Source organism: Bifidobacteriaceae bacterium (assembly GCA_031281585.1).
GTDB lineage: Bacteria > Actinomycetota > Actinomycetes > Actinomycetales > WQXJ01 > JAIRTF01.
The window spans coordinates 1-21,119 of record JAITFE010000062.1 but is presented as its reverse complement, the minus strand read 5'-3'; the positions used below and the strand labels follow the sequence as shown (position 1 = coordinate 21,119).

22 protein-coding genes and 1 pseudogene are annotated in these 21,119 nt (G+C 69.7%); 20 read left to right on the top strand and 3 right to left on the bottom strand.

Annotated features, from left to right (window positions below):
- Positions 1 to 3: 3 nt before the first annotated feature.
- From dapE to LBC97_07305, 10 genes are all read left to right on the top strand, one after another.
- A complete protein-coding gene (gene dapE, locus LBC97_07350) occupies positions 4 to 1,071 on the top strand; it encodes a succinyl-diaminopimelate desuccinylase (protein ID MDR2565861.1) in 1,068 nt (355 codons plus the stop codon).
- Between the two features lie 128 nt (positions 1,072 to 1,199).
- A complete protein-coding gene (locus tag LBC97_07345; protein MDR2565860.1) occupies positions 1,200 to 1,958 on the top strand; it encodes a TIGR00730 family Rossman fold protein in 759 nt (252 codons plus the stop codon).
- A complete protein-coding gene (locus LBC97_07340) occupies positions 1,958 to 2,161 on the top strand; it encodes a hypothetical protein (protein MDR2565859.1) in 204 nt (67 codons plus the stop codon). The genes LBC97_07345 and LBC97_07340 overlap by 1 nt, the downstream gene beginning before the upstream one ends.
- A gap of 198 nt (positions 2,162 to 2,359) precedes the next feature.
- The gene (locus LBC97_07335) at positions 2,360 to 3,658 is read left to right on the top strand and encodes an ATP-binding protein (protein MDR2565858.1); all 1,299 of its coding nucleotides are present in this window, start codon (positions 2,360 to 2,362) and stop codon (positions 3,656 to 3,658) included.
- 107 nt (positions 3,659 to 3,765) lie between these two features.
- Entirely contained in the window at positions 3,766 to 4,854 is a 1,089-nt protein-coding gene (locus LBC97_07330) for a tetratricopeptide repeat protein (GenBank protein MDR2565857.1), read from the top strand.
- Between the two features lie 137 nt (positions 4,855 to 4,991).
- Positions 4,992 to 5,159 carry a DUF3117 domain-containing protein gene (locus LBC97_07325; GenBank protein ID MDR2565856.1) on the top strand — a complete coding sequence of 56 codons (168 nt, stop codon included), beginning with the start codon at positions 4,992 to 4,994 and terminating at the stop codon, positions 5,157 to 5,159.
- A complete protein-coding gene (locus tag LBC97_07320; protein ID MDR2565855.1) occupies positions 5,156 to 6,904 on the top strand; it encodes a leucyl aminopeptidase family protein in 1,749 nt (582 codons plus the stop codon). Before LBC97_07325 ends, LBC97_07320 begins: the two co-directional genes overlap by 4 nt.
- 4 nt (positions 6,905 to 6,908) lie before the next feature.
- Positions 6,909 to 7,595, top strand: a complete 687-nt coding sequence (locus LBC97_07315) for a glycosyltransferase family 2 protein (protein MDR2565854.1) — start codon at positions 6,909 to 6,911, stop codon at positions 7,593 to 7,595.
- A gap of 7 nt (positions 7,596 to 7,602) precedes the next feature.
- The gene (locus tag LBC97_07310) at positions 7,603 to 8,292 is read left to right on the top strand and encodes a DUF2304 domain-containing protein (protein MDR2565853.1); all 690 of its coding nucleotides are present in this window, start codon (positions 7,603 to 7,605) and stop codon (positions 8,290 to 8,292) included.
- Positions 8,289 to 10,448 (top strand): hypothetical protein, encoded by a 2,160-nt coding sequence (locus tag LBC97_07305; protein ID MDR2565852.1) that lies wholly within the window; start codon positions 8,289 to 8,291, stop codon positions 10,446 to 10,448. The genes LBC97_07310 and LBC97_07305 overlap by 4 nt, the downstream gene beginning before the upstream one ends.
- Here the strand turns inward: LBC97_07305 and LBC97_07300 are convergent.
- The gene (locus tag LBC97_07300; protein MDR2565851.1) at positions 10,426 to 11,076 is read right to left on the bottom strand and encodes a class I SAM-dependent methyltransferase; all 651 of its coding nucleotides are present in this window, start codon (positions 11,074 to 11,076) and stop codon (positions 10,426 to 10,428) included. The two genes, LBC97_07305 and LBC97_07300, sit on opposite strands and share 23 nt — an antisense overlap.
- A gap of 333 nt (positions 11,077 to 11,409) precedes the next feature.
- Between LBC97_07300 and LBC97_07295 the strand changes: the two genes are divergently transcribed.
- From LBC97_07295 to LBC97_07280, 4 genes and pseudogenes are all read left to right on the top strand, one after another.
- Complete coding sequence (locus LBC97_07295; GenBank protein ID MDR2565850.1) at positions 11,410 to 11,982, top strand: sigma-70 family RNA polymerase sigma factor; 573 nt, start codon at positions 11,410 to 11,412, stop codon at positions 11,980 to 11,982.
- Between the two features lie 111 nt (positions 11,983 to 12,093).
- On the top strand, positions 12,094 to 12,777 hold the full coding sequence (locus tag LBC97_07290) for a response regulator transcription factor (GenBank protein MDR2565849.1): 684 nt from the start codon (positions 12,094 to 12,096) through the stop codon (positions 12,775 to 12,777).
- Between the two features lie 57 nt (positions 12,778 to 12,834).
- Positions 12,835 to 13,092, top strand: a pseudogene (locus LBC97_07285) (hypothetical protein).
- 291 nt (positions 13,093 to 13,383) lie between these two features.
- Positions 13,384 to 14,031, top strand: coding sequence for a HAMP domain-containing histidine kinase (locus tag LBC97_07280; protein ID MDR2565848.1), 648 nt, complete (start codon positions 13,384 to 13,386; stop codon positions 14,029 to 14,031).
- A gap of 57 nt (positions 14,032 to 14,088) precedes the next feature.
- On the opposite strand, the gene LBC97_07275 is transcribed toward LBC97_07280, so the two are convergent.
- A complete protein-coding gene (locus LBC97_07275; GenBank protein MDR2565847.1) occupies positions 14,089 to 14,571 on the bottom strand; it encodes a GtrA family protein in 483 nt (160 codons plus the stop codon).
- 93 nt (positions 14,572 to 14,664) lie between these two features.
- Between LBC97_07275 and purE the strand changes: the two genes are divergently transcribed.
- The 6 genes from purE (at position 14,665) to LBC97_07245 (ending at position 20,804) form a co-directional block, all read left to right on the top strand.
- Complete coding sequence (gene purE, locus LBC97_07270; GenBank protein MDR2565846.1) at positions 14,665 to 15,174, top strand: 5-(carboxyamino)imidazole ribonucleotide mutase; 510 nt, start codon at positions 14,665 to 14,667, stop codon at positions 15,172 to 15,174.
- A gap of 132 nt (positions 15,175 to 15,306) precedes the next feature.
- Entirely contained in the window at positions 15,307 to 15,606 is a 300-nt protein-coding gene (gene gatC, locus LBC97_07265; GenBank protein MDR2565845.1) for an Asp-tRNA(Asn)/Glu-tRNA(Gln) amidotransferase subunit GatC, read from the top strand.
- Between the two features lie 29 nt (positions 15,607 to 15,635).
- Entirely contained in the window at positions 15,636 to 17,123 is a 1,488-nt protein-coding gene (gene gatA / locus LBC97_07260; GenBank protein ID MDR2565844.1) for an Asp-tRNA(Asn)/Glu-tRNA(Gln) amidotransferase subunit GatA, read from the top strand.
- Positions 17,120 to 18,646: an Asp-tRNA(Asn)/Glu-tRNA(Gln) amidotransferase subunit GatB gene (gene gatB, locus LBC97_07255; GenBank protein MDR2565843.1), complete on the top strand. Its 1,527-nt coding sequence runs from the start codon at positions 17,120 to 17,122 to the stop codon at positions 18,644 to 18,646. The genes gatA and gatB overlap by 4 nt, the downstream gene beginning before the upstream one ends.
- A gap of 188 nt (positions 18,647 to 18,834) precedes the next feature.
- Positions 18,835 to 19,833 (top strand): hypothetical protein, encoded by a 999-nt coding sequence (locus tag LBC97_07250; protein ID MDR2565842.1) that lies wholly within the window; start codon positions 18,835 to 18,837, stop codon positions 19,831 to 19,833.
- Positions 19,830 to 20,804, top strand: a complete 975-nt coding sequence (locus tag LBC97_07245) for a hypothetical protein (GenBank protein ID MDR2565841.1) — start codon at positions 19,830 to 19,832, stop codon at positions 20,802 to 20,804. Before LBC97_07250 ends, LBC97_07245 begins: the two co-directional genes overlap by 4 nt.
- A gap of 48 nt (positions 20,805 to 20,852) precedes the next feature.
- Here the strand turns inward: LBC97_07245 and LBC97_07240 are convergent.
- Positions 20,853 to 21,119 (bottom strand): transposase (locus LBC97_07240; GenBank protein MDR2565840.1); only part of this gene is annotated, 267 nt, incomplete at its 5' end.

Genomic DNA, 21,119 nt, shown 5'->3' with positions numbered 1-21,119 from the left:
AAGATGACGCTTGATCTTCGCCAGCCGGCGGCGGACTTGGCGCTCGCGTTGGTCGACATCCCCTCCGTTTCCGGCGGGGAGAAGACGTTGGCCGATGCCGTCGAACTCGCCTTGGCCGCCCTGCCGCACCTCAGTTGCCTGCGTGACGGGGACGCGATTGTGGCGCGCACCGATTTGGGTCGGGTACGCCGGGTGATCGTGGCGGGCCACCTGGACACCGTGCCGATAGCCGCCAACGTGCCGGGACGGCTGGAGGACGGGGTCTTGTGGGGGCGGGGCTCGGTCGACATGAAGGGCGGGCTGGCGGCCATGCTGTCAGCGGCGGCGGGCGTGGCCGCCCCGGCGTGCGACGTGACCTGGGTGTTCTACGACAACGAAGAGGTCGCGTTGGTCAAATCGGGGCTGGGCCGGGTCATCCGGAACCACCCCGACTGGGTCGAGGGGGAGTTCGCCATCCTGTGCGAGCCGACCAACGCGTCGTTAGAGGGAGGCTGCAACGGCACCGTTCGGATCGTGGTGACGGCTTTGGGGAAGGCGGCCCACGCCGCCCGCCCCTGGATGGGCGTCAACGCCATCCACGCTTTGGCGCCCGCCCTGGACCGCCTGGTCCAGTTCGAGCCGGCCACCATCCGCGTTGACGGGCTGGATTACCGCGAGGCGCTCAACGCGGTCGGGATTGCGGGCGGGATCGCGTCGAACGTCATCCCCGACCGGGCTTCATTGACGGTGAATTACCGCTTCGCCCCGGACAAGACGGAGGCCCAGGCCGTGCGAATCCTGCGGGCGCTGTTCACGGGCTTCGAGGTCGAGGTGGTCGACTCGGCCCCGGCCGCCCGGCCGGGGTTGACGAATCCGGCGGCGGCCCGGCTGGCATCAATAGTCCAGGCGCGCGGCGGGGCCGCGCCGAAGGCGAAACAGGGCTGGACGGACGTGGCCCGGTTCGCGTCTCTTGGGATTCCGGGCGTCAACCTGGGTCCGGGCGACCCGGCCCTGGCCCACCAGGACCAGGAGGCCTGCCCGGCGGAGCAAATCGACCGGGTGGCGTCAATCCTCATGGAGTACCTCTCGTGAGCCAAAAACGGGGACGGTACCTATTTCCGGCGGAAACGGGGACGGTACCTGTTTCCGGCCTGCCGCAACCGGTGCCGCCCCCATTCGGCGGCCGCCGGAGGCGAGCGGTTTCGCGCTAGTCTGTGCGGGTGAGTGAACAGCAGGTCTACCGCACTGGGCCGTTGATTTACCGGGGCTCTCGGGTGCCGAGCCAGACCACCGACCAGGCGTTCTTGGCTGAGACCACCGACTCGACCTGGCGTCATTCGGACCCGTGGCGGGTCATGCGGATCCAGGCTGAGTTGGTCGCCGCGTTCGACGCCCTGGACGGAGTGGGTCCGGCGATCTCCGTGTTCGGGTCCGCCCGGACCAAGCCGGAAGACCGGTGGTACCAGGCGGCTCGGGAGCTCGCGGGCCAGCTGGCCGCCGCCGGTTACGCCGTTATCACAGGGGGCGGTCCCGGAATCATGGAGGCCGCGAACCGGGGAGCGCATGAGGCGGGCGGGTTGTCGATCGGGCTGGGCATTGAGCTGCCCGCCGAGCAGGGCATCAACCCGTGGGTGGACCTGGGAGTGGACTTCCGGTATTTCTTCGCCCGCAAGGTCATGTTCGTCAAGTACGCACGGGGCTTTGTCGCCTTCCCCGGCGGCCTGGGCACCTTGGACGAGTTGTTCGAGTCTTTGACCTTGGTCCAGACAAACAAGATCGAGGGCTTCCCGATTGTGCTGATGGGCTCCGACTATTGGGGCGGCCTGACCGGTTGGCTGCGGGAGGTGGTGGCCCAGCGCGGCGCCATGTCGGCGCGGGACCTTGGCTTGTTCGCGGTGGTGGACACCCCGGCCGAGGCCCTGGCGGTGATCGAGGCGGCGGCTGAGACTCCGCGGCGAGGCGGGATGGGGAGGCACTGATGCTGGCGAAACTGGGTATCTTCTTCGGCGGCTTCATCGCCCCGGTCCCCCTGATCTTGATCGCGCTTATGGTGGCCGCGCTGCTGGCGGCCCTGGCGGTGGCAAACGGCCGCATCAGCGTCGGCATGCCCAAGTCGGTCGCCCGCCACGAATGGGACGCCGCCCGCCGCCGCCGCGAGGAACGTGCCAACTCCCCGCAATAGGCAACTCCGGCATCCAACAACGTCTGTCCCCACCGCTCAAAACGGGGACGGTGATTTCTTCGAACGACGGGGACACACCTGGCCCGCATGGGGCCTGCGGTCGGAAGTCGTTGTGCGGCCGGCGGTGTGTTGGCTGCCCCGCACCGGAATGGGTCCCGGGCATCGGCAATCCGGGCCGACTGCGCTAGCCTTGCGGAAATGAACTCGGCCCCCCGACCTTCTAACGGCGGCGAGTCGGCGCAGGACGCGTTGATCGCCGCGTTGAGGCGCGCCGTTCAAGACGGCGGCGACACCGCGTTGCGCCTTCATTTGGCCGAACTCGAGTTGGCCGAAGGGCAGGCGGCCGCAGCCGTCACAACACTCGCCGGGGTGCTGTCCGCCGAACCGGACAACGAGCGGGCCGCCGCCATGATGTTGCGGGCCCTCGGCGCGCGGTCCGGGGAGCCGTCGGCCGGATTCGCCGACGGCTCGAGCGCCGGGCCGAGCAGTCCGGCGCCCGCGGTGGCGCACGGGGAGCCCCCTCAGTTCGACTGGGCGGCCGCAGAGTCCGATTTGGGCATCTCGCTGCCGCCGCCTTTTGCGGGGGGCGCGGAACCCGCCGCCGATGCCGTCTCGGAGGGCGTCGGCCGCCTGGAGCGTCCGCAAATCACACTTGCGCACGTCGGCGGCCTAGACCAAGTCAAGGAGCGGCTGACGGCCGCGTTCTTGGCGCCGTTGCGGAATCCCGAATTGCGGACCGCCTACGGCAAGTCGTTGCGCGGGGGGCTGCTGATGTACGGACCGCCCGGTTGCGGCAAGACCTTTATCGCGCGGGCGCTGGCCGGGGAATTGGGCGCGAAGTTCATGGCGGTGTCCGCAGCCGATGTCCTGGATGTGTGGATCGGGTCGTCGGAGCGCAACGTCCGGCACCTGTTCATGGAGGCTCGCCGCGAGGCACCATGTGTGGTGTTCCTTGACGAACTCGACGCTTTGGGCGGTCGGCGAGGGTCTTCCTCCGACACCCTGAGAAACGTGGTCAACCAACTGTTGACCGAATTGGACGGCGTTTCCCACGACAATGAGGGCGTGTTCACGCTGGCGGCGACAAACCAGCCGTGGCAGGTTGACACGGCTCTGCGTAGGCCGGGTCGGTTTGACCGCACGGTCCTGGTGTTGCCGCCGGACCGAGGCGCGCGCGAGGCGATCTTCCGGCACCATCTGGAGGGTCGCCCGGTGGCCGGGATCGATCTAAGAGCGCTCGCCGGAGCGACGGAGGGGTTCAGCGGCGCCGACATCGCCCATGTGTGCGAGGCCGCCGCCGAGCGGGCGCTGATGGATTCGGCCCGAACCGGGCAGGTGCGGCCGATCGTGATGACCGATTTGCGGGCGGCTTTGGAGACCGCGCGCCCGTCGGTGGGCCAATGGCTTGAGACGGTCAAGAACGTGGTGCTGTTTGGCGAAGACGACGGCACGTTCGCCGAACTGCGCGCCTACTTGAAGGCGTCGAAACGCCTGTGAGCGCCGGACTGCCGCCCGGCCCCGCGCCAAGCCCTGGGTCGGCCCCAGGGCCGACAAGACGGCAGGGTGACCCCAATGCCCTCGGCGACCCGGCGGGGATCTTCTCGATGAGGCGGGTTCGTGTGTTGCTGGAGGCGGGTCTTGTAGGGGAGGCCGTCGAAATGCTGGGGCGGCATTTGGCCGCCCACCCCGGCGATCCGGCGGCCCTGCGATCCATGGCCTACGCTTTGAGCGCTTTGGATCGGCACGAGGAGGCTGTGGGGACAGCCGGCCAGCTTGTGGCTGCGGAGCCGGAGGACCCGGAGGCGCATGTGACTGTGGCGGAAGTCGCCTCAGCGGCGGGCGAGGCGGAGTTGGCGCACCGCGCGGCTTCCTTCGCGCTGGAACTCGCGCCGGCGGACTGGAGCAAGCTGGTGCTCTACACGCGTGTGCGCTGCGTGCACTCGGATGAGTTATGGGATGGCGTCGCCTTGACCGTCGAGCGGATCAAGAACGTTGAGCTGGCCGAGCGCGCGGTGGGGCTGGCGCCGCATGAGGCGGACGCCCACGTGGTTCTCGGGTTGGCTTATCTTCACAACGGCCAGGCGAGGCGGGCCGACCAGGCGTACGCCCACGCGCTAGCCCTTGATCCGGTCAACCACGAGGCGACGGTTGGGCGGACGGTTTGCGCCAACCGCCTGGCCAAGCCGGGCAAAGGCGTTCGGGCCTCTTCCGCTCTGCTTGCCAACGACCCGACTGACCGGGTCAACCAGTTTCTGCTGCTGAATTCGACGGTGGCCGCGTTGGGATTGGCGATGGCGGTCGGTGTGGTGATGTCGCTGGTCGCCGTCAGGGCGGCAAAGGCGGGCTTTCCTGGGTTCGACGGCGCGATTGCGCCCAACCTTCTGGTTGGCGCCTGCGCTTTGGTGTCCTGGCTCTGGGTGGGGTTCTATCTGCGTCGGTTCCGAGGGGCGGCGGCACGTCGGGTCTGGGCGCTGGTCAAGCAGAGCAAGCTGCTTTTGGCGTACTGCTGGACCGGCCTGGCGGCGCAGGCCTGCCTTGGCGCCGCAGCCCTTTTGCCGTACCGGCCGCTGTCCGCTTCTCCCAGCGCCATGGTCGCTTTCATGGTCCTAATCCAATGGCCAACATGGATGGCTTGGTGGTCTTTGTATTTCGCGGCGGTTTTCAAGCTGCGCCGGGAGGCGAAAACGCTCTGACGTCTGCCGGCACCAAGTGGCGGGGCGCCGTCAGCCGACCGGGATTCACTTGCGGTTCGACACGCTGACCAGGGATGGCGCAGGCGGGCATTAGAATGTGACGAGTTTGTTTGTTGGAGTCCGGGAAGGGGACAAGCATGGCAGCCATGAAACCGAGGACTGGAGATGGCCCCCTCGAAGTGGTCAAAGAAGGTCGCGGAATTGTCATCCGCGTCCCGCTTGAAGGCGGCGGACGCCTGGTGGTGGAGTTGAACCAGGAGGAAGCCACAGCGCTCGACGACGGCCTCAAGGCTGTCTTGGTTTGAAACAGAACGGTCCCGCAGGTGGTCCCGGGGGTGCCGGGGTGCTGCCGTCAATTCGCGTGGTGCGGGGGCGCGTCGCCACGAGCGCCCAGGTCAAGGCCCCGCATGCGGCGGTGTTGGCGCTTGGCGTGGGTGCCGGACCCGACGGCCTGGAACCTGGTCCGGGCAGCGCCGACGCGGCCGTCCGCTACGGCATTGACTTCGCCGCCACCGCCGAACGGGCCGGTTTCAGGGGCAAAGCGGGCGAAGCCCTGGTGCTGGAGTCGCCCGAATTGCACGCCAAGGCAAGCCCCTGGTCTGGTCTGGCTCCAGCCGTCATCCTGATCGGCACCGGCGCCGGCACGGCGGAGGACCACCGCAAGGCCGGCGCCAAGCTCGCCCGCACCGCCCGCGGCAAGGGGAGTGTCGCGACGGGGTTCGGATCCGAGTCGCCCAAGGCCACCGGCGCGCTGGTCGAGGGCTACCTGCTGGGAGCGTACCGGCCGGTCAGGTACGGCCGCGCGGCCGCGTCCCAGTCTGGTCCGGCGTTCCCTGTGGCCCGCGCGCTCGCGAGCCTGGCCCAGCCAGGCCGCGCCCAAACAGGTCGCAACCAGCCAGGCCGCGCCCAGGCCGCCCAAGCCGACGATGCCGTCATCCCACCCGAGGGGCCAACCCCCGACGCAAACGCCAACGTCACCGGCGACCTCACCCTGATAGGGGGCCATGACCGCCAGGCCGTGGACCGGGCCCGGCTGGTCGCCGCCGCCACGACACTGGCCCGCGACCTGGTCAACTGGCCCTCAAACCTCAAGACGCCGGCGACCTTCGCCAGCCAGGCGGTCGCCGCGGCCGCCAGCCGCGACACTTTGCGAATCAAGGTCCTCGGGCCGGACGAACTCGCCAGCCAAGGTCTGAACGCGACTCTGGCCGTGGGCGCCGCCGCCTGGCAGGGCCCGGCCGCAGACCCATCCCGCGCGCCCAGGCTGGTGGTGGCCACGCATACGCCCCCGAACGTCAAAGGCGCTCCCCGCATAGTCATTGTCGGCAAGGGCATCACGTTCGATTCGGGCGGCTTGGACCTGAAACCCAACAGCGGGCTGGTGACCATGAAGACGGATATGGCGGGCGGGGCCACGGCCGTGGCCGCCGTCCTGGCCGCGGCCGACCTGGGGCTGCCAGCGCAAGTGACGGCCGTGGTGCCGTTGGCGCAAAACTCCGTAGGGGCCGGATCGTACAGGCCTGGCGACGTGATCGGAATCGGCGGCAAGACTCAAGATGGCGGCGCCCAAGTCGAAGTCGGGGACACGGACGCGGAGGGGCGCCTGGTCCTGGCGGACGCCCTGGCCTACGCGCGGGCCAACCTCAAGCCAGACTGCCTGATCGACGTGGCGACTCTCACGGGCGCGGCCAAGGTGGCGTTGGGCTTGAATCTGGGCGCCGTCATGACCAGGGACGACACGCTTGCGGCCTGGATCGAGGAGGCGGGCCTGCAACACGGCGAACGCTGGTGGCGCCTGCCCTTGGCGGAGGACTACCGCGAGGCTTTGGAGACGCCGAACGCCGACCTGAACTCGATCGGCGCTCCGGGTTGGGGGGCCGGGGCCATCACCGCGGGCCTGTTCTTGGAGCGTTTCGCGGGCGCGGTCCGCTGGGCGCACCTCGACATCGCCGGCCCGGCCCGCGCGGGCGGCGGCCAGGATTGGACGCCGCCGGGGGCCACCGGGTTCGGCGTCCGCACCCTGGTCGCGTTGGTCGAGCGGCTAGCCTGATGCCATGGACGGCCCCGAGTTCGACGACCTGTGGGTGGTGGTGCCGGTCTACAACGAGGCGCCCGTCCTGGAGCGCACGCTCGCGGACCTGACGGCGCGCTTCCCCCACGTGTGCGTGGTGGACGACGCCTCCACCGACCCCTCCCGCCTGATCGCCGAGGCGTTCTTCGGCCAGGGCGTGCGGCTCGTCCGCCATCCCGTCAACTTGGGCCAGGGGGCGGCTCTGCAGACCGGCTTCGAGTACGTTTTGGGCGACCCGCTGATGGCCCGCGTGGTCACCTTTGACGCGGACGGCCAGCACCTGGTGTCCGATGCCGTCCAGCTGGCCCGCCGCCTAAGCGAAGGTTTCGACGTGGTGCTCGGGTCGCGCTTGTTGGGCCGCGCGCCGAACATGGGCCGGTTCAAGCGCCTGGTGTTGAAGGCCGCCGTGGCGTACACAAACTTTTCGACGGGCCTGAAACTGACGGACACCCACAACGGGCTGCGGGCCATGAGCCGCGCCGCGGTCGCGGCCATGAATCTGACCCAGCCGGGCATGGCGCACGCCACCGAGGTGATTGAGCGGATCAAGCAGGAGAAGTTGGCCTTCACGGAGGCCGGGGTGGAGATCCATTACTCGGATTACTCGCGGTCGAAGGGCCAATCGCTGCTCAACTCGGTCAACATCTTGGTCGACTTGTTGGTGAAGTGAGGCTCCCATGGTCATCAAGATTGTCCTGATAGCGGCGGTGGTGGCGCTGGCGCTGGCGTTGGCGCGGGGCCACGGCCAGCGGCGCCAGGCGCTCAGGCGCCTGGGCCTGTTGGCGTTTGCGGCGGTGGCGGTCGCCTCGATTGTGCAGCCTGACATGCTGACGGGCTTGGCCCGCAGGGTGGGCGTCGGCCGCGGCGCGGACCTGCTGCTGTACGCCTTGATCGTGGTCTTCTTCTCTTACGTCTCAACCCGCTACGTCCGCGACCAGCGGACTTTGCGCCAGTTGACGGCGCTTGCGCGCCGGATCGCGCTGATCGAGGCCCCGCCCCCGCGTCCGGAGGCGGAACCTCTGCCAAACACCGCGAACTCGAACGCGAGCGCGGCGGCGGCGCCAGACCCCGCCGGGGGTTCGGCGCCGGGCACCGGCGCGGCCGAAAGCGCGGCAGGCCCGTCTGGCGCCGAGACGGTGGCGGGCTCCGCTGCGGGCGGGGGCGCGACAGACTCCGCCGCAGGTTCGGCGCCGGACGCCGACGCCGGCGCGGCCAAGAGCGCGGCAGGTCCGCCCGCCCCCGAAACGGTGGCAGGCTCCGCCGGGGTTTCGACGCCGGGCACCGGCGCGGCTAAGAGTGCGCCAGACCCGTCTGCGGGCGGGGGCGCGGGGGGCGGCCGGACGGCGTCGGAGCGGGCAAGCGGTTGACCACGTTCCTGGTGGCCGGCGCCGTGGCGGGCGTGGTGTTGTTCGCGCCCGGAGCGGTGGTCGGCCGCATAGCCGGGTTGCGGGGCCTGGCGCTGGCGGCGTTGGCGCCCGCGTTGTCGTTGGCGGTGGTGGGGTGCGCGGCCTTGGCCGCGCCGTGGGCCGGACTGCGCTGGTCCTGGTGGGCGCTGGCGGGCGGGACCGCCCTGGCCAGCGGCTTCGCCTACCTGGTCGGCCGGTTCTTCCCGCTGGTCACAGCGCCGCGGGCGCTGCCGCGCTGGAGCGCGCGCCAGTGGGCGTTGGCGGGCGGGGCCGGCCTGGGCGCGGCGGCCTGGGCGCTGGCCAGCGCGCTGATCGGAATGGGTTCGCCCGGCGCGATTGGCCAGCGGCGGGACTTGGTGCTGCACTACAACCTGGTCCAGTTGATCCGCCAGACCGGCGACGCCTCGCCGTTCGCTATGGACGTCAACCATTTTCCGGACGTCGGCACGGCCTACTATCCGGCGGCGGTGCACGCGGCGGCCGGGTTGATCCCCCGAGGCGTGGACGTGTTCGCGGCCCTCAACGTGACCGCGCTGGCGGCCGAGACGACGGTTTGGACGTTGGGCGTGCTCTACCTGATGCGGGTGCTTTTCCCAGCTGAGCCGCGCCTCGCGGTGGTTGGCGCGGTGCTCGCGGCCGTGTTCCAGTCCACGCCGTCCGCGCTGGTGCTGCAAGTGCCCTACGCTGTCGGCGCGGCCCTCCTCCCGGCCCTGCTGGGCTGGTCGGTACAGATAGCGCGCCTGATCCGGGAGCGTTCAGGCGGCGTGGTGGGGCGCCTGCTGGTGTTGGCGGTGGCGTTGGCGGGGTTGGGGCTGGCGCACCCGATCGCGGTGTTCTCCTACCTGCTGCTGGCCAGCCCCGTGGCCGGCTACATCTTGGTGACCCTGACCGCGCGCGGCTGGCGCAGAGGCTGGCGGGCGGGCACCATCGCCTGTGTGACGGGGGTCGCGGCGTTGGCGGGACTCGCGGTGGCGGCGGCTTTGTCTTTGCCCGAACTGCAACAGGTCATGCAAGTGCGTTCCCCCCAGGAGGCGGTCAACCCGGCGTTGGCGTTGGCTGGCGGCCTGGCCGATTCGACGTCGAACTTCCAGAACGCGCCGAACGCGTTTGCGGCCGTCGCGGTGATCGCGGGTTTGGCGGTGATTTGGCGTGATCGCCACCACCGCTGGCTGATCGCGTCCTTCGCGGCCGTCGACTGCGTCTACGCCGCCGCTGCGGCCCAACTGGGGTTCATGACCTGGTTAACGGGTCTGTGGTACGTGGACCGGGCGCGCCTGGGCGTTGCCCTGACGGTGATCGCCCTGCCGTTGGCGGCGGTCGGATCGGCCCGCCTTTGGGACCGGTTCGGCCCCCCGATGTGGGCGGCGCGGGCCCGGCCCGCCGGCTGGCCCGGAACTCGCGACCGGGCCGCGTTGGCCGGCCTGCCCGGATCCGCACGTCCATCCGGCCGACCGACCTCGGCCAGCCCGCCCGGCGGGGATGTTCCAACCGGCCCGGCCCGGCCCGGAGCCGGCGACCGGGCCGCGTTGGCCGGCGCGCCTGGATCCGCGCGTTCATCCGGCCCGGCCCGGCCAGCCAGGCAGGCGCGGCCCGGCGGCCGCGGGCGGGGGCTGGTGGCCGCGGGCCTGGTCGCCTGTCTGGCCGCCACGGCCGCCGTGATGGCGGTCCGGCCGGGTCGGTTCAAGGCCTACGCGTTCGCGCTTGACCAAGGGCCGGAGCGGCCGCGTTTCCTGAGCGCGGCCGAAATCGACATGGTCAAACGGCTGCCCGCCAAGACGGAGGCGGACCGCCTCATCCTGGGCGACCCGAACACCGGGGAGGCCCTGGTCTACGCCCTGACCGGGCGGGAGGTCGTCTTCGGGGCCGTCGACGGGGCTTGGAACGCGCCGCGCCGCTACCTGCTGGAGCATTTCCCCCAGATCAACGAAGACCCGAAGGTGTGCGACGCGCTGCGCCAACTCAAGGTCGGCTACCTTTACGCCGATTCGACGGTCTACTACAACTCGACGGAGTTCGCCTCGCTGACCAAGGGGCTGGATCTCACCCAGAGCTTCGAAGAACTCGACGCCGGCGGCACGGCCCGCCTCTACCGGATCAGTGCGTGCGGGGACGTTTGACGGCCAGGATCAACCCGTCCCCGGCGGCGTTCAGCGCCACTGTCAAGTCTTCGCGTTCCCGCAGTTCGCGGCCCACTTCCCGGACGGTGACCGTGACCGGGTCGCGGCGGGCCGGGTCCGGGACGCGGCCGTCCGCCAGCGCGCCGTCTATCGCCAAGACGCCGCCGGGACGCAGCAGCCGGATCGCGTCAGCCAGCCGGTCGGCGTAGTCAAGCTTGTTGCCGCCCAACAGCACCAAGTCGTAGGCGCCGTCAGCCAGTCGGGGCAGGACCTCGGCGGGGCGGGAGTTGATCAGGCGCACCTGGCTGAGCGGGATGGCGGCCTCCCGGAGCGCCTCGCGCGCGGCGTGCTGGTGTTCGGCCTCGACGTCTACGGACGTGACAATCCCGCCCGGCGGCATGGCGCTGAGCAGGTAGATGATGCCGACCCCGGCGCTGGTGCCGATCTCCACGGCCGCCGCCGCTTTGAGCGCGCCCGCTACCACCCCGAGCAGGGCCCCCGCGCCCGGCGACGGCGCGGCTATCCCCAACTCTTGGGCACGCGACCGGGCGTGCGTCAGAGCTTCGGACTCGGGAATGAAATCCTCGGCGAAAACCCAGTTCGCCACGTAGTCGACGCCTCCACCCATGTTCTGATGTTATCCGACCTGGCCAGGGCCCCCGCCAAAGCCGGGCCCAAGCGGGCCGACCCGAAATCGGGCGGCGCTGGGCGCGGGCGGCCGGTCCAAGCCGGAAACCGGGCGGGGGAGCGGCGGTGGGGGGACGGCATCGGGCAACTGTGGAAAACACTGCGCGGAACTGTGATTTTAGTCACACTTAGGCCGTTGATCAGCCTTTTTGCGGTTGTGACGCGCTACGATTTGGGTTAGCGGAACGGCTGACCCTGACCCGGCCGATCCGTGCCCCAAGGCCCCTGGCGGCGGCCGACGGACCCGCCTCGCCCACCCCGATGGGAGGTTCGGATGCTAACCGCAACCGCACCGGCTGCTCAGGCGACGCAGCCTGCCCCGACGGACGACGCAGCCCCGGCGCCGTTCCTCGACCGGTCGTCTTGGGCCGAAATCGCCGAGCGCCACTACCCGGTGGTCTACCGGGTCGCCTACCGTTTGACGGGCAACACGCCCGATGCCGAAGACTTGGCCCAGGAGACCTTCTTGCGCGTGTTCCGCGCTTTGGAAAGCTACCGCCCGGAGGGCAGCTTTGAAGGCTGGCTGCACCGGATCACCACCAACTTGTTCTTGGACGCGAAGAGACGCGAGACGCGGATGCGTTTTGAGTCCTTGGGGGAGGAGGCCGGGGACGTGGTCGACTCGGGCTCGACGCCCGAGCGGGTCGTCGAGTCGATGACCTTGGATGAACGCCTCAACGAGGCGTTGTCGCAGCTCAGCCCCGATTTGCGGAGGGCTTTGGTGATGTGCGACGTGGAGGGCAGGAGCTATCAGGAGATCGCGGACGCGCTGGGAGTGCGTCTTGGTACGGTGCGGTCGCGGCTGCACCGGGCGCGGGCGCAGGCGCGGCTCGCCATGGCGGGCTAGGGCGGAGGCCGGGGCACGGGGCGGGCCGTGAAAGCCGAAGATTCTGAAAAAACGTCAAGATTGGGTCAATTGTCTGCCACATTTTGATTCTCGTGCCCTACAATTCCCCTTATGGCGCGCATTCAGTTAGCGGAAGATGACTCGGCCATTGCCGATCCTTTGGCCCGAGCCCTTACCCGCGAAGGCTACGACGTAACCGTCTTCGACAACGGCCAGGCCGTGCTCGAAGCACCAGAAAGCCCCGACCTGGTGATCCTCGATCTTGGGCTCCCCGACATGGACGGCCTTGATGTGGCGAGGGCGCTGCGGTCCAGGGGGCCGCAACCCCCCATCCTCATCCTGACCGCGCGGGCGGACGAGGTGGACCTGGTGGTCGGCCTGGACGCGGGGGCAGATGATTACGTCACCAAGCCATTCCGGCTGGCCGAACTGCTGGCCAGGGTGCGGGCGCTGCTGCGCCGCTCCGGGGCGGAGGCGGGCTCCAGCGACGAGCTGCGGGCCCAAGACGTCCGCGTCGAGGTCGCCGCCCACCGCGCCTACCACGGCGAGCGCGAGCTTCATCTGACCGCCAAGGAATTCGACTTGCTGAAGGCGCTGGTGCGGGAAAGCGGCTCCGTGGTCAGCCGGGAGTCTTTGATGCGCGAGGTGTGGGGCTCCGAACCGTCCGCCGGTTCGACCAAGACCCTGGACATGCACGTCTCCTGGCTTAGGCGGAAGCTGGGCGACGACGCGACCTCGCCGCGCTACATAACCACCATCCGGGGCATGGGATTCCGGTTCGAGACCGCCAGTTGAGGCCCGGTGCGCCGACGCTTGATGGTCGCCACCACCATGGCGGTGGCGGTGGCGGTGATGTTGCTGGGAGTGCCGCTGACGGTGTTCGCCGGGCAGTTCGGGAAATCGGAGGCGAAGGCCGAGGTCCAGAGCCGCGCTGACGCTCTCGCGGCCTTGTTGGACAGTTACCAGTCGGTGCGGCTGCCTGTCTCCCAGTCGGTGTTGGACTCCTATCTGAGCCGCTCGTCCAGCCAACTGCGGGTTCGCATCGACGTGGAACTCCGGGACGGCACCGTGATGAGCGCCGGCAGCCCGATCACCGGCCAGCTTGTCGTCATCAGCGCGTCGCCGCTGACCGCCACCAGCGTTGACTTCAAGGTCTCGTGGTGGGCGTTGCAGGTGCGGTCGCTCCCCGCGATCGGCTTGGTGGTGTTGGCGTGCCTGGTGGCCATGTCCGTGGGGATGGTCTTCGCCGCCTGGCTGGCCAGGCGCCTGTCGGCGCCCATGGTTTACCTGGCGGCGACGGCCGAACAACTGGGCGCGGGCCAGCTCCGCATCCGGCCGCCGAAGGCGGGAATCGAGGAGATAGACCTGGTTGCGGAGGAGCTGGCGCGCTCAGGGGACCGCATGGCCAAGCGGCTGGCGGTGGAGCGGCAGTTCGCCTCCGACGCGTCGCACCAGCTCCGCACGCCTTTGACCGCCCTGGCCATGCGGTTGGAGGAGATCGAGTACCTGACCACCCAGGAGGACGTGAAGGAGGAGGCACGGATCTCGCTGGAGCAGATCGAGCGCCTGGCCTCCACGATTGACGAGCTGTTGGGGCGGACCAAGTCCGGCTCCGGTTCGCCCCGGCGCTGGCTGCGGCTCGCGGAGGTGCTCCAGCAGCAGCAAGAGGAATGGCTCCCGATCTTCGCCGAGGCGGACCGGTCCCTGGTGGTCCAGAGCGACGAGTCGCTCACGGTCACGGCCTCACCGGGGACGCTCTCCCAGGTGATCGCCACCTTGTTGGAGAACGCCCTGACGCATGGCGCGGGGGTCACCACCTTGCGCGGGCGCCGCGTCCAGGGCGGCGTGGCGATCGAGGTGGAGGACGAGGGCGAGGGCGTGAGCGCCGAATTGGCGCCCAAGATCTTCGAGCGGTCCTTCTCCACCGGCGGCTCCACCGGATTGGGCTTGGCGGTGGCGCGGGACCTGGTCGCGGCCGAGGGCGGCCGCCTGGAGTTGAGCAAACGCCGGCCGCCGGTGTTCACGGTCTTCCTGTCCTCCTCCCGCTGAAAACGGGGACGGTACCTATTTCCGGCTTGCCGGAAATAGGTACCGTCCCCATTTTCCCTACTTGGTCGGCTCCGCCTTGAACACCCAGAACTTGTACGCCAGGTACCGGAAGATGGTGCCGAGCACAATCCCGATGTTCCGGGCCAAGGTGTCCGGCCCGGCCCCGTGGAAGTCCAGCACCCACCGCGAAAAGTACAGGCAGGCGGTGGTGATGACAATGCCCACTATGTTCGCGATCACGAACGCGGCCAGCTCTTTGGCGGGCATCTTGGCCCGCTTGCCGGAAAAGGTCCAGTAGCGGTTGCCGATATAGGAGAACCCCGTCGCCACCAGGTTGCCGATCACGGACGCCCGGACGGGGATGCCCGCCATGAGCTTGCACGGGCCCTGGGTGAGCAGCAGGAAAACGCCGTTGTCCACCACCCAGGCGGCAGCTCCGACCGCCCCGAACTTGCCCGCCTCGTAAGCGCGCCGCGCCAGTTTGGGCAACCGGCCGCCCACCTTCGCCTCCCAGGCGTCCAGGCGTCCGATCAAACTCACCGGGCAACTATAGCCACCGATCCCGGCCGCCAGGTCCGCCGTGGCGTCCGCCGCGGCGGGTTCGCCGCCGGCCGGTCGCCTATCCTTGACGGCGTGAACAACCCTATTCGCGTCGGCATTGTCATGGGCTCTGATTCCGATTGGCCCGTCATGAAAGCGGCGGCGGAGGCGCTGGCCGGGCTCGGCATTGGCTATGAGGTGAACGTGATCTCGGCTCACCGCCTGCCGGACCAGACCATCGGCTACGGCCGCGAGGCGGCCGGCCGCGGGCTCAAGGTGATCATCGCGGGGGCGGGCGGCGCGGCGGCGCTGCCCGGCATGTTCGCGGCGGTCACCGAGTTGCCGGTGATCGGCGTCCCGGTGGCCCTGAAGGTGCTGGACGGCTTGGACTCGCTGCTGTCGATAGCCCAGATGCCCGCCGGGGTCCCGGTCGCCACGGTGGCGATCGGGGGGGCCAAGAACGCGGGCTTGCTGGCCGGGCGGATAATCGCCGCCGGTGACGGCCCCGAGGCCGCCGCCGCCCGGACCGCGTTGAAACAGTTCCAGGCGGCCCAGGCGGCCGAGGTCCAGGCCAAGGCCGAGCGCCTGCGCGCGCAACTCTGACGGGCAGCCGCTGTTCCGCCGGCGCGCCGCTGATCGGAACCCTTGCGCGCACCTCTGACCGCCAAACGGGGCCCGCTGGGCGATTCGCAGGTGGAGGCGTGGTTTTCGCCTTGAGGTCATAAACTGGCCTGTATGCCTGCTATCTCACGCGCCGAAGTGGCGCGCGTGGCCGCGCTCGCCCGCATTTCGCTGGCGGACGACGAGCTAGACCACTTCGCCAGCCAACTCGACTCCATTGTCGAGGCCGTGCGCACGGTCAGCGAAGCCGCCGGCGGCGACGTGCCGGCCACCTCCCACCCGATCCCGCTGGCCAACGTCTTCCGCCCGGACGTGGTGCACCCCTCGCTGAGCGTCGAGGAGGCCCTCCAGTCCGCGCCCGCCCGCGAGGCCGACCAGTTCAAGGTCCCGCAAATCCTGGGGGAGGAGCCGTGAGCCACCTCACCCGCCTGAGCGCCGCCGCGATGGCGCGCCTGCTCGCCAGCCGCGAGGTCTCCTCCGTGGAGCTCGCCCAGGCGCATTTGAACCGGATCGAAGCCGTGGACGGCGCCGTCCACGCCTTCCTCCGCACCCTGCCGGAAGCCGCGTTGGCCGAGGCCAAAGCCGCCGATGCCGCCCGCGCCGCCGGGGAGGACCTCCCCGAGTTGGCGGGGGTGCCGATAGCGGTCAAGGACGTGCTCGCGACCAAGGGCCTGACGACCACCTGCGGGTCGAGGATCCTCCAGAACTGGGTTCCCGCCTATGACGCCACCGTGGTCCGCAAGCTCCGCGAGGCCCGGCTGCCGGTGCTCGGAAAGACGAACATGGACGAGTTCGCCATGGGCTCCTCGACCGAGCACTCGGCCTACGGCCCAACCCACAACCCCTGGGACCTGGACCGCATTCCCGGCGGGTCCGGCGGAGGTTCGGCCGCGGCGGTGGGCGCTTTCGAGGCCCCCTTGGCGCTTGGGTCTGACACGGGCGGGTCGATCCGCCAGCCGGCGGCCGTCACCGGCACCGTGGGCGTCAAGCCGACCTACGGCGCGGTCAGCCGCTACGGCCTGGTGGCCATGGCGTCCTCCCTGGACCAGGTGGGGCCGGTGGCGCGGAACGTGCTGGACACGGCCCTGCTGCACGCCGTCATAGCCGGCCACGACCCGAAGGACATGACGTCCCTGAACGAGCCGGTGGCGCCGGTTGTCAGCGCGGCCCGGCTGGGACTGGCGGGGGAGGTAAAGGGGTTGCGGGTCGGCATCGTGCAAGAACTGGGCGGCCGCGGCTACCAACCGGGCGTGACCAAGCGGTTCGGGGAGGCGCTGGAACTGCTGACGGGGCTGGGCGCCACGGTGCAGGAGATCTCCTGCCCGTCCTTCCGCTACGCTCTGCCGGCGTATTACCTGATCATGCCCTCGGAGGCGTCCTCCAACCTGGCGCGGTTCGACTCGATCCGCTACGGCCTGCGCGTGGAGCCCAAGTCCGGGCCCGTGACGGCCGAGTCGGTGATGGGCGCCACGCGCGAGGCGGGCTTCGGGCCGGAAGTCAAACGGCGGATCATTCTGGGGACCTACGCCCTTTCGGCGGGTTACTACGACGCGTACTACGGCAGCGCGCAGAAGGTCCGCACGTTGATCCAGCGGGACTTCGAAAACGCGTGGGAGGACGTGGACGTGCTGGTCAGCCCCACTTCTCCGACCACCGCGTTCAAACTGGGGGAGAAGCTGGAGGACCCGCTCGCCATGTACCTGGCGGACGTCGCCACCATCCCCGCGAACCTGGCGGGCGTGCCCGGCATCTCGGTGCCGTGCGGGCTGGCCGAGGACGGGTTGCCGGTCGGCTTCCAGGTTTTGGCCCCCGCCCGCGCGGACGCCTTCCTGTACCAGGTGGCGGGCGCGCTGGAGGCGGCGCTGGAGGACAAATGGGGCGGGGCGCTGCTGGACCGGGCGCCCGCCATCCCGGAAGGTGCGCGCAAATGAGCGAGTTGATGGCTTTCGACCAGGCGATGGAGCGGTTCGACCCGGTCATGGGGATTGAGATCCACGTGGAGTTGAACACGAAGACCAAGATGTTCTGCGCCTGCGCCAACCGCTTCGGCGCTCCGCCCAACACGCAGGTCTGCCCGGTCTGCCTGGGCCTGCCCGGCGCCATGCCGGCGGTCAACCACAAGGCCGTCGAATCCGCCATCCGGCTGGGCCTGGCGCTGAACTGCAAGATCGCCGAGCACTCCACCTTCGCCCGCAAGAACTATTTCTACCCGGACCTGTCCAAGGACTATCAGATCTCGCAATACGAGGATCCCATCGACTTTGACGGTTTCTTGGACGTCGAACTGGCTGACGGCGCCGTTTTCCGGATTGGGATCGAGCGGGCGCACATGGAGGAGGACGCCGCCAAGAACACGCACGTGGGGGGCGCCACCGGGCGCATCCAGGGGGCTGACTACACCTTGGTGGACTACAACCGGGGCGGGACGCCGCTGGTGGAGATCGTCACCAAGCCGATCGAGGGGGCGGGCGCCCGGGCGCCGGAGTTGGCGCGTGCCTATGTGGCGGCTGTGCGCGAATTGGTCATCGCCTTGGGGGTCTCCGACGCGCGCATGGAGCAGGGCTCCATCCGGGCGGACGTGAACCTGTCGCTGCGGCCGAGGGCGGCCACGCCCGCCGAACAGGCGCAGGTGCCATTCGGGAAGCGGTCGGAGACCAAGAACGTCAACTCGCTGCGCTCCATTGAGAGGACCGTCCGCTACGAGGTCCGCCGCCAGGCGGGGTTGCTAGCGGCCGGGCTGCCCGTGGCCCAGGAGACCAGGCATTGGCACGAGGACAGCGAGTCGACCTCGCCCGGCCGCTCCAAGGAGCAGGCCGAGGACTACCGCTACTTCCCGGAGCCGGACCTCCTGCCGATCAAGCCGTCACGGGCGTGGGTGGAGGAGTTGCGCCGCACGTTGCCGGAGCCGCCGGCCGAGCGCCGGAAGCGGTTGCAAGCCGAGTTGGGTTTCACCGACTTGGAGTTGCGCGATGCCGTCAACGCCGGAGCGCTCGACCTGATAGCCGCGAGCGTGGCGGCGGGAGCCACCCCGGCCGGCGCCCGGAAGTGGTGGATGGGGGAGTTGTCCCGGGCCGCCAACGAGCGCGGGGTCGGCTTGGCCGAGTTGCCGGTGGGCCCTGCCGATGTGGCCGCCTTGGAGGGCCTGATCCGGTCGGGTCGCGTCACCGACAAGCTGGCGCGCCAGGTCCTGGAAGGGGTTCTGGCGGGCGAGGGCTCCCCGGAGGAGGTGGTGGCCGCGCGCGGCCTGGAGGTCGTCTCCGACGACGCGGCGCTGGCGGAGGCCATCGACGCGGCTTTGGCGGCCCAGCCGGACGTGGCGGACAAGATCCGGGCCGGCCGGGTCCAAGCCGCCGGCGCGATTGTGGGCGCGGTGATGAAGGCCACGCGGGGCCAGGCGGACGCGGCCCGCGTCCGCGACCTGATCCTGGCGAAGCTAACCCCGGCCGAAAGCTGACGGACGCGGGGGCGCCCCCCATTTCCCGTCCGGGCCGTCGACCACGCAATCTGCGCCCAGTAGGGCGCAAACCGGCGTGGTCGATGGGTAGGGGCTCGCAAAGCGTCATGCTGGGGTAGGACCGCCGGCCGCTGTCGATCGGTCCGGTGGACGACTCCCTTCGCGCGGTGGCTCGTTACGTTTGGCCAATGGCGCGACGACAAGGGAGTTCGGGGGCCGAAGCGAACCGTGTGAAGGCGGTCCTCGGCCGCCGCCTCACGGAACAACGGCGGCACGGCTCGCGTGGGCGCCCGCGGACTGCGGCCGGGGGGCTGGCGGCGTTGGCCGGACTTGCGGCCGTGGCTCTGGTCCCCGCCGGGTGTTCGGAGCCGGCTGACTCGGTGGAGTTGACCGAATCCGAGCTGATCGAGGGCGCGTGGGCGAATCCGGTGGACCGCGTCATTTATCCGGACGAGTCGGCGGCGAACCTTATCCAGGAGGCGGGCGAGGCCGCGATCACCCAGTGCATGGCCGAGCGTGGTTACGAATATCAGGGCGGGGCCTTCCCGTGGGCTTTTGTCCGTGAGCAGGCCCAATATGTTTACGGCGTGACCGATCCGGACTCGGCGCGGGCGAACGGGGTGAGATCGGCCCTTTGGATGGCGTCCGTGCACCAGTTGGAACACGAGTTCCCGTCCCCTGATGAGGGCTACACGGCGGCTCTGAACGGCGCGGCCACAGTTGACGTCCGGGACTCGGACGGTGCGGTCGTGGGGAGTTACGACCCGGACTCGTGCTTGGGTGCGGCCCTGGATTCGGTTACGCCGAACTGGGCGGACATGGACGGCCTTCGCGAAAAGGCTTATCAGTTGCTGCTGGTTGCCAGCGAAGTCGAAGACGGCAGCGCGGTGCGGGACGGGTATGCCGCGTGGAGCGAGTGCATGGCCGCGGCCGGGTACGACTACCCGGATCCCTGGTCAATGGCTGAGGCCTTCCCCGGCGACTCTCCCACTGAGACTGAGAAGGCGGCGGCGGTCGCATCGGCGAATTGCAAGCACTCGTCGGGCCTGTTGCGGGCTTGGTCGAAGGCGCGGGCTGAGGCGACCTGGGAGGAACTGCGGCGCTCCGAGCCTGATCTGCTGTCGCGTTGGGACGCTTTGCTGGCGGAGACCGTCAAGCACGTCGAAGGCTTGGGAGGGGCGGGATGACCCGCGTCAACAATTCCCCCCGGGGCAGGCGGCGCCGTTTCCGGACGCTGGCGGGGGCGGCCTGTTGCCTGGTGGCGGCTGTCGCCGGCGGGTGCTCCGGGTCGGAGGATCGCGTCGCCTCAATGGGCGGCGGGTCGGAGGCGCCCGTGGCGGACGCCCAGGCGCAGCGGGCTGCGGCGGAGGCGATGGTCGGGTGCTTGGCCGACGCTGATGTGACCGCGGAGACGCGGGAGCTTGGGGACGACGCGCGCCAGTTGACGGTCCTGCCCGAAGAGGGTGGGCCCTTGTGGCAACTGTGCTGGGTGGACGGCTGCACGCTCGGCGGCGGGCAGGACCTCTCCTCGGAAGAGATCCGCTCGACGGTCATGGGGTTCGAGGAGTTGGGGGCCGCCCGCGAGCCCGCCGGGTCAGCCCCCGGCGACGTCCGGTGGGTGATCGTTGAGGGCGTGGACCGCACCGACGCCTGGCTGGAATGCTCCGCCAACACGGGCTACTCCAGGCCGGAGTCTTTGGCGGACCCGACCAAGGAACTGCAGGAGAAGGCCGCCGCTGCGGCGGCGGGAGCCGAGTGGGCGGCGTGCGCACGGGAGAACGGATACCCGGCGGCCCGCGACCCGGACCCTCCCGTGGCCGACAACTGGGACACATACCCCTCGGCGGTCCTGCCCGGCGAAATCACGCCCGACCAGTTGAGGACGCTGGTCGCCGTCTGCCCAACCTTCGACAGCGCGGCGCGGGCCGAGGCGGACCGCGCCCAAGCCGAAGACCCCGACCTGCCGGAAGACGAGTACTGGCGGATCGCCGGGCAGAACCCGGACATCGCTTTCGAACTGCCCTGCCCGGACGGGGCCAGCGGCAATTGCGAAGAGGCAACTCTCGGCCGGGAGCTCGCGCTTTACCAAGTGCTCGAGGAAGAACAGAACCGCTACCTGCGGGAACTCAACGCCAGCCAAGACCCGACCGGCCCATAACGGCCGACACCCGCCACCGCACCCATCCCGAACGGCGTTTCACGCGTTCTAGTGTCCCTCGCCGTTAATTCGCTGTAATAATCTTGCGATAGAGGTGAGGATCTGCTCGGCGGTCTTGGTCCAGATGAACGGACGCGGGTTCTCGTTCCACGCGGCGACCCAGTCGCGGATGTCCTTCTCGAGGGCTTGGACGGAGCGGTGGTCGGAGCGTTGGAGGAGGTCTTGGGTGACGAACCCGAAGAACCTTTCCACCTGGTTGAGCCAGGAGGAGTAGGTGGGGGTGAAGTGCATGTGGAACCTGGGGTGGCCGGCGAG

Excerpts from the sequence above, each read along its gene's own strand:
- dapE (MDR2565861.1), top strand. The coding sequence starts at position 4 with ATGACGCTTGATCTTCGCCAGCCGGCGGCGGACTTGGCGCTCGCGTTG.
- LBC97_07340 (MDR2565859.1), top strand. The coding sequence starts at position 1,958 with ATGCTGGCGAAACTGGGTATCTTCTTCGGCGGCTTCATCGCCCCGGTC.
- LBC97_07335 (MDR2565858.1), top strand. The coding sequence starts at position 2,360 with ATGAACTCGGCCCCCCGACCTTCTAACGGCGGCGAGTCGGCGCAGGAC.
- LBC97_07330 (MDR2565857.1), top strand. The coding sequence starts at position 3,766 with ATGAGGCGGGTTCGTGTGTTGCTGGAGGCGGGTCTTGTAGGGGAGGCC.
- LBC97_07325 (MDR2565856.1), top strand. The coding sequence starts at position 4,992 with ATGGCAGCCATGAAACCGAGGACTGGAGATGGCCCCCTCGAAGTGGTC.
- LBC97_07315 (MDR2565854.1), top strand. The coding sequence starts at position 6,909 with ATGGACGGCCCCGAGTTCGACGACCTGTGGGTGGTGGTGCCGGTCTAC.
- LBC97_07310 (MDR2565853.1), top strand. The coding sequence starts at position 7,603 with ATGGTCATCAAGATTGTCCTGATAGCGGCGGTGGTGGCGCTGGCGCTG.
- LBC97_07300 (MDR2565851.1), bottom strand. The coding sequence starts at position 11,076 with ATGGGTGGAGGCGTCGACTACGTGGCGAACTGGGTTTTCGCCGAGGAT.
- LBC97_07295 (MDR2565850.1), top strand. The coding sequence starts at position 11,410 with ATGCTAACCGCAACCGCACCGGCTGCTCAGGCGACGCAGCCTGCCCCG.
- LBC97_07290 (MDR2565849.1), top strand. The coding sequence starts at position 12,094 with ATGGCGCGCATTCAGTTAGCGGAAGATGACTCGGCCATTGCCGATCCT.
- LBC97_07280 (MDR2565848.1), top strand. The coding sequence starts at position 13,384 with ATGGCCAAGCGGCTGGCGGTGGAGCGGCAGTTCGCCTCCGACGCGTCG.
- gatC (MDR2565845.1), top strand. The coding sequence starts at position 15,307 with ATGCCTGCTATCTCACGCGCCGAAGTGGCGCGCGTGGCCGCGCTCGCC.
- gatA (MDR2565844.1), top strand. The coding sequence starts at position 15,636 with ATGGCGCGCCTGCTCGCCAGCCGCGAGGTCTCCTCCGTGGAGCTCGCC.
- gatB (MDR2565843.1), top strand. The coding sequence starts at position 17,120 with ATGAGCGAGTTGATGGCTTTCGACCAGGCGATGGAGCGGTTCGACCCG.
- LBC97_07250 (MDR2565842.1), top strand. The coding sequence starts at position 18,835 with ATGGCGCGACGACAAGGGAGTTCGGGGGCCGAAGCGAACCGTGTGAAG.
- LBC97_07245 (MDR2565841.1), top strand. The coding sequence starts at position 19,830 with ATGACCCGCGTCAACAATTCCCCCCGGGGCAGGCGGCGCCGTTTCCGG.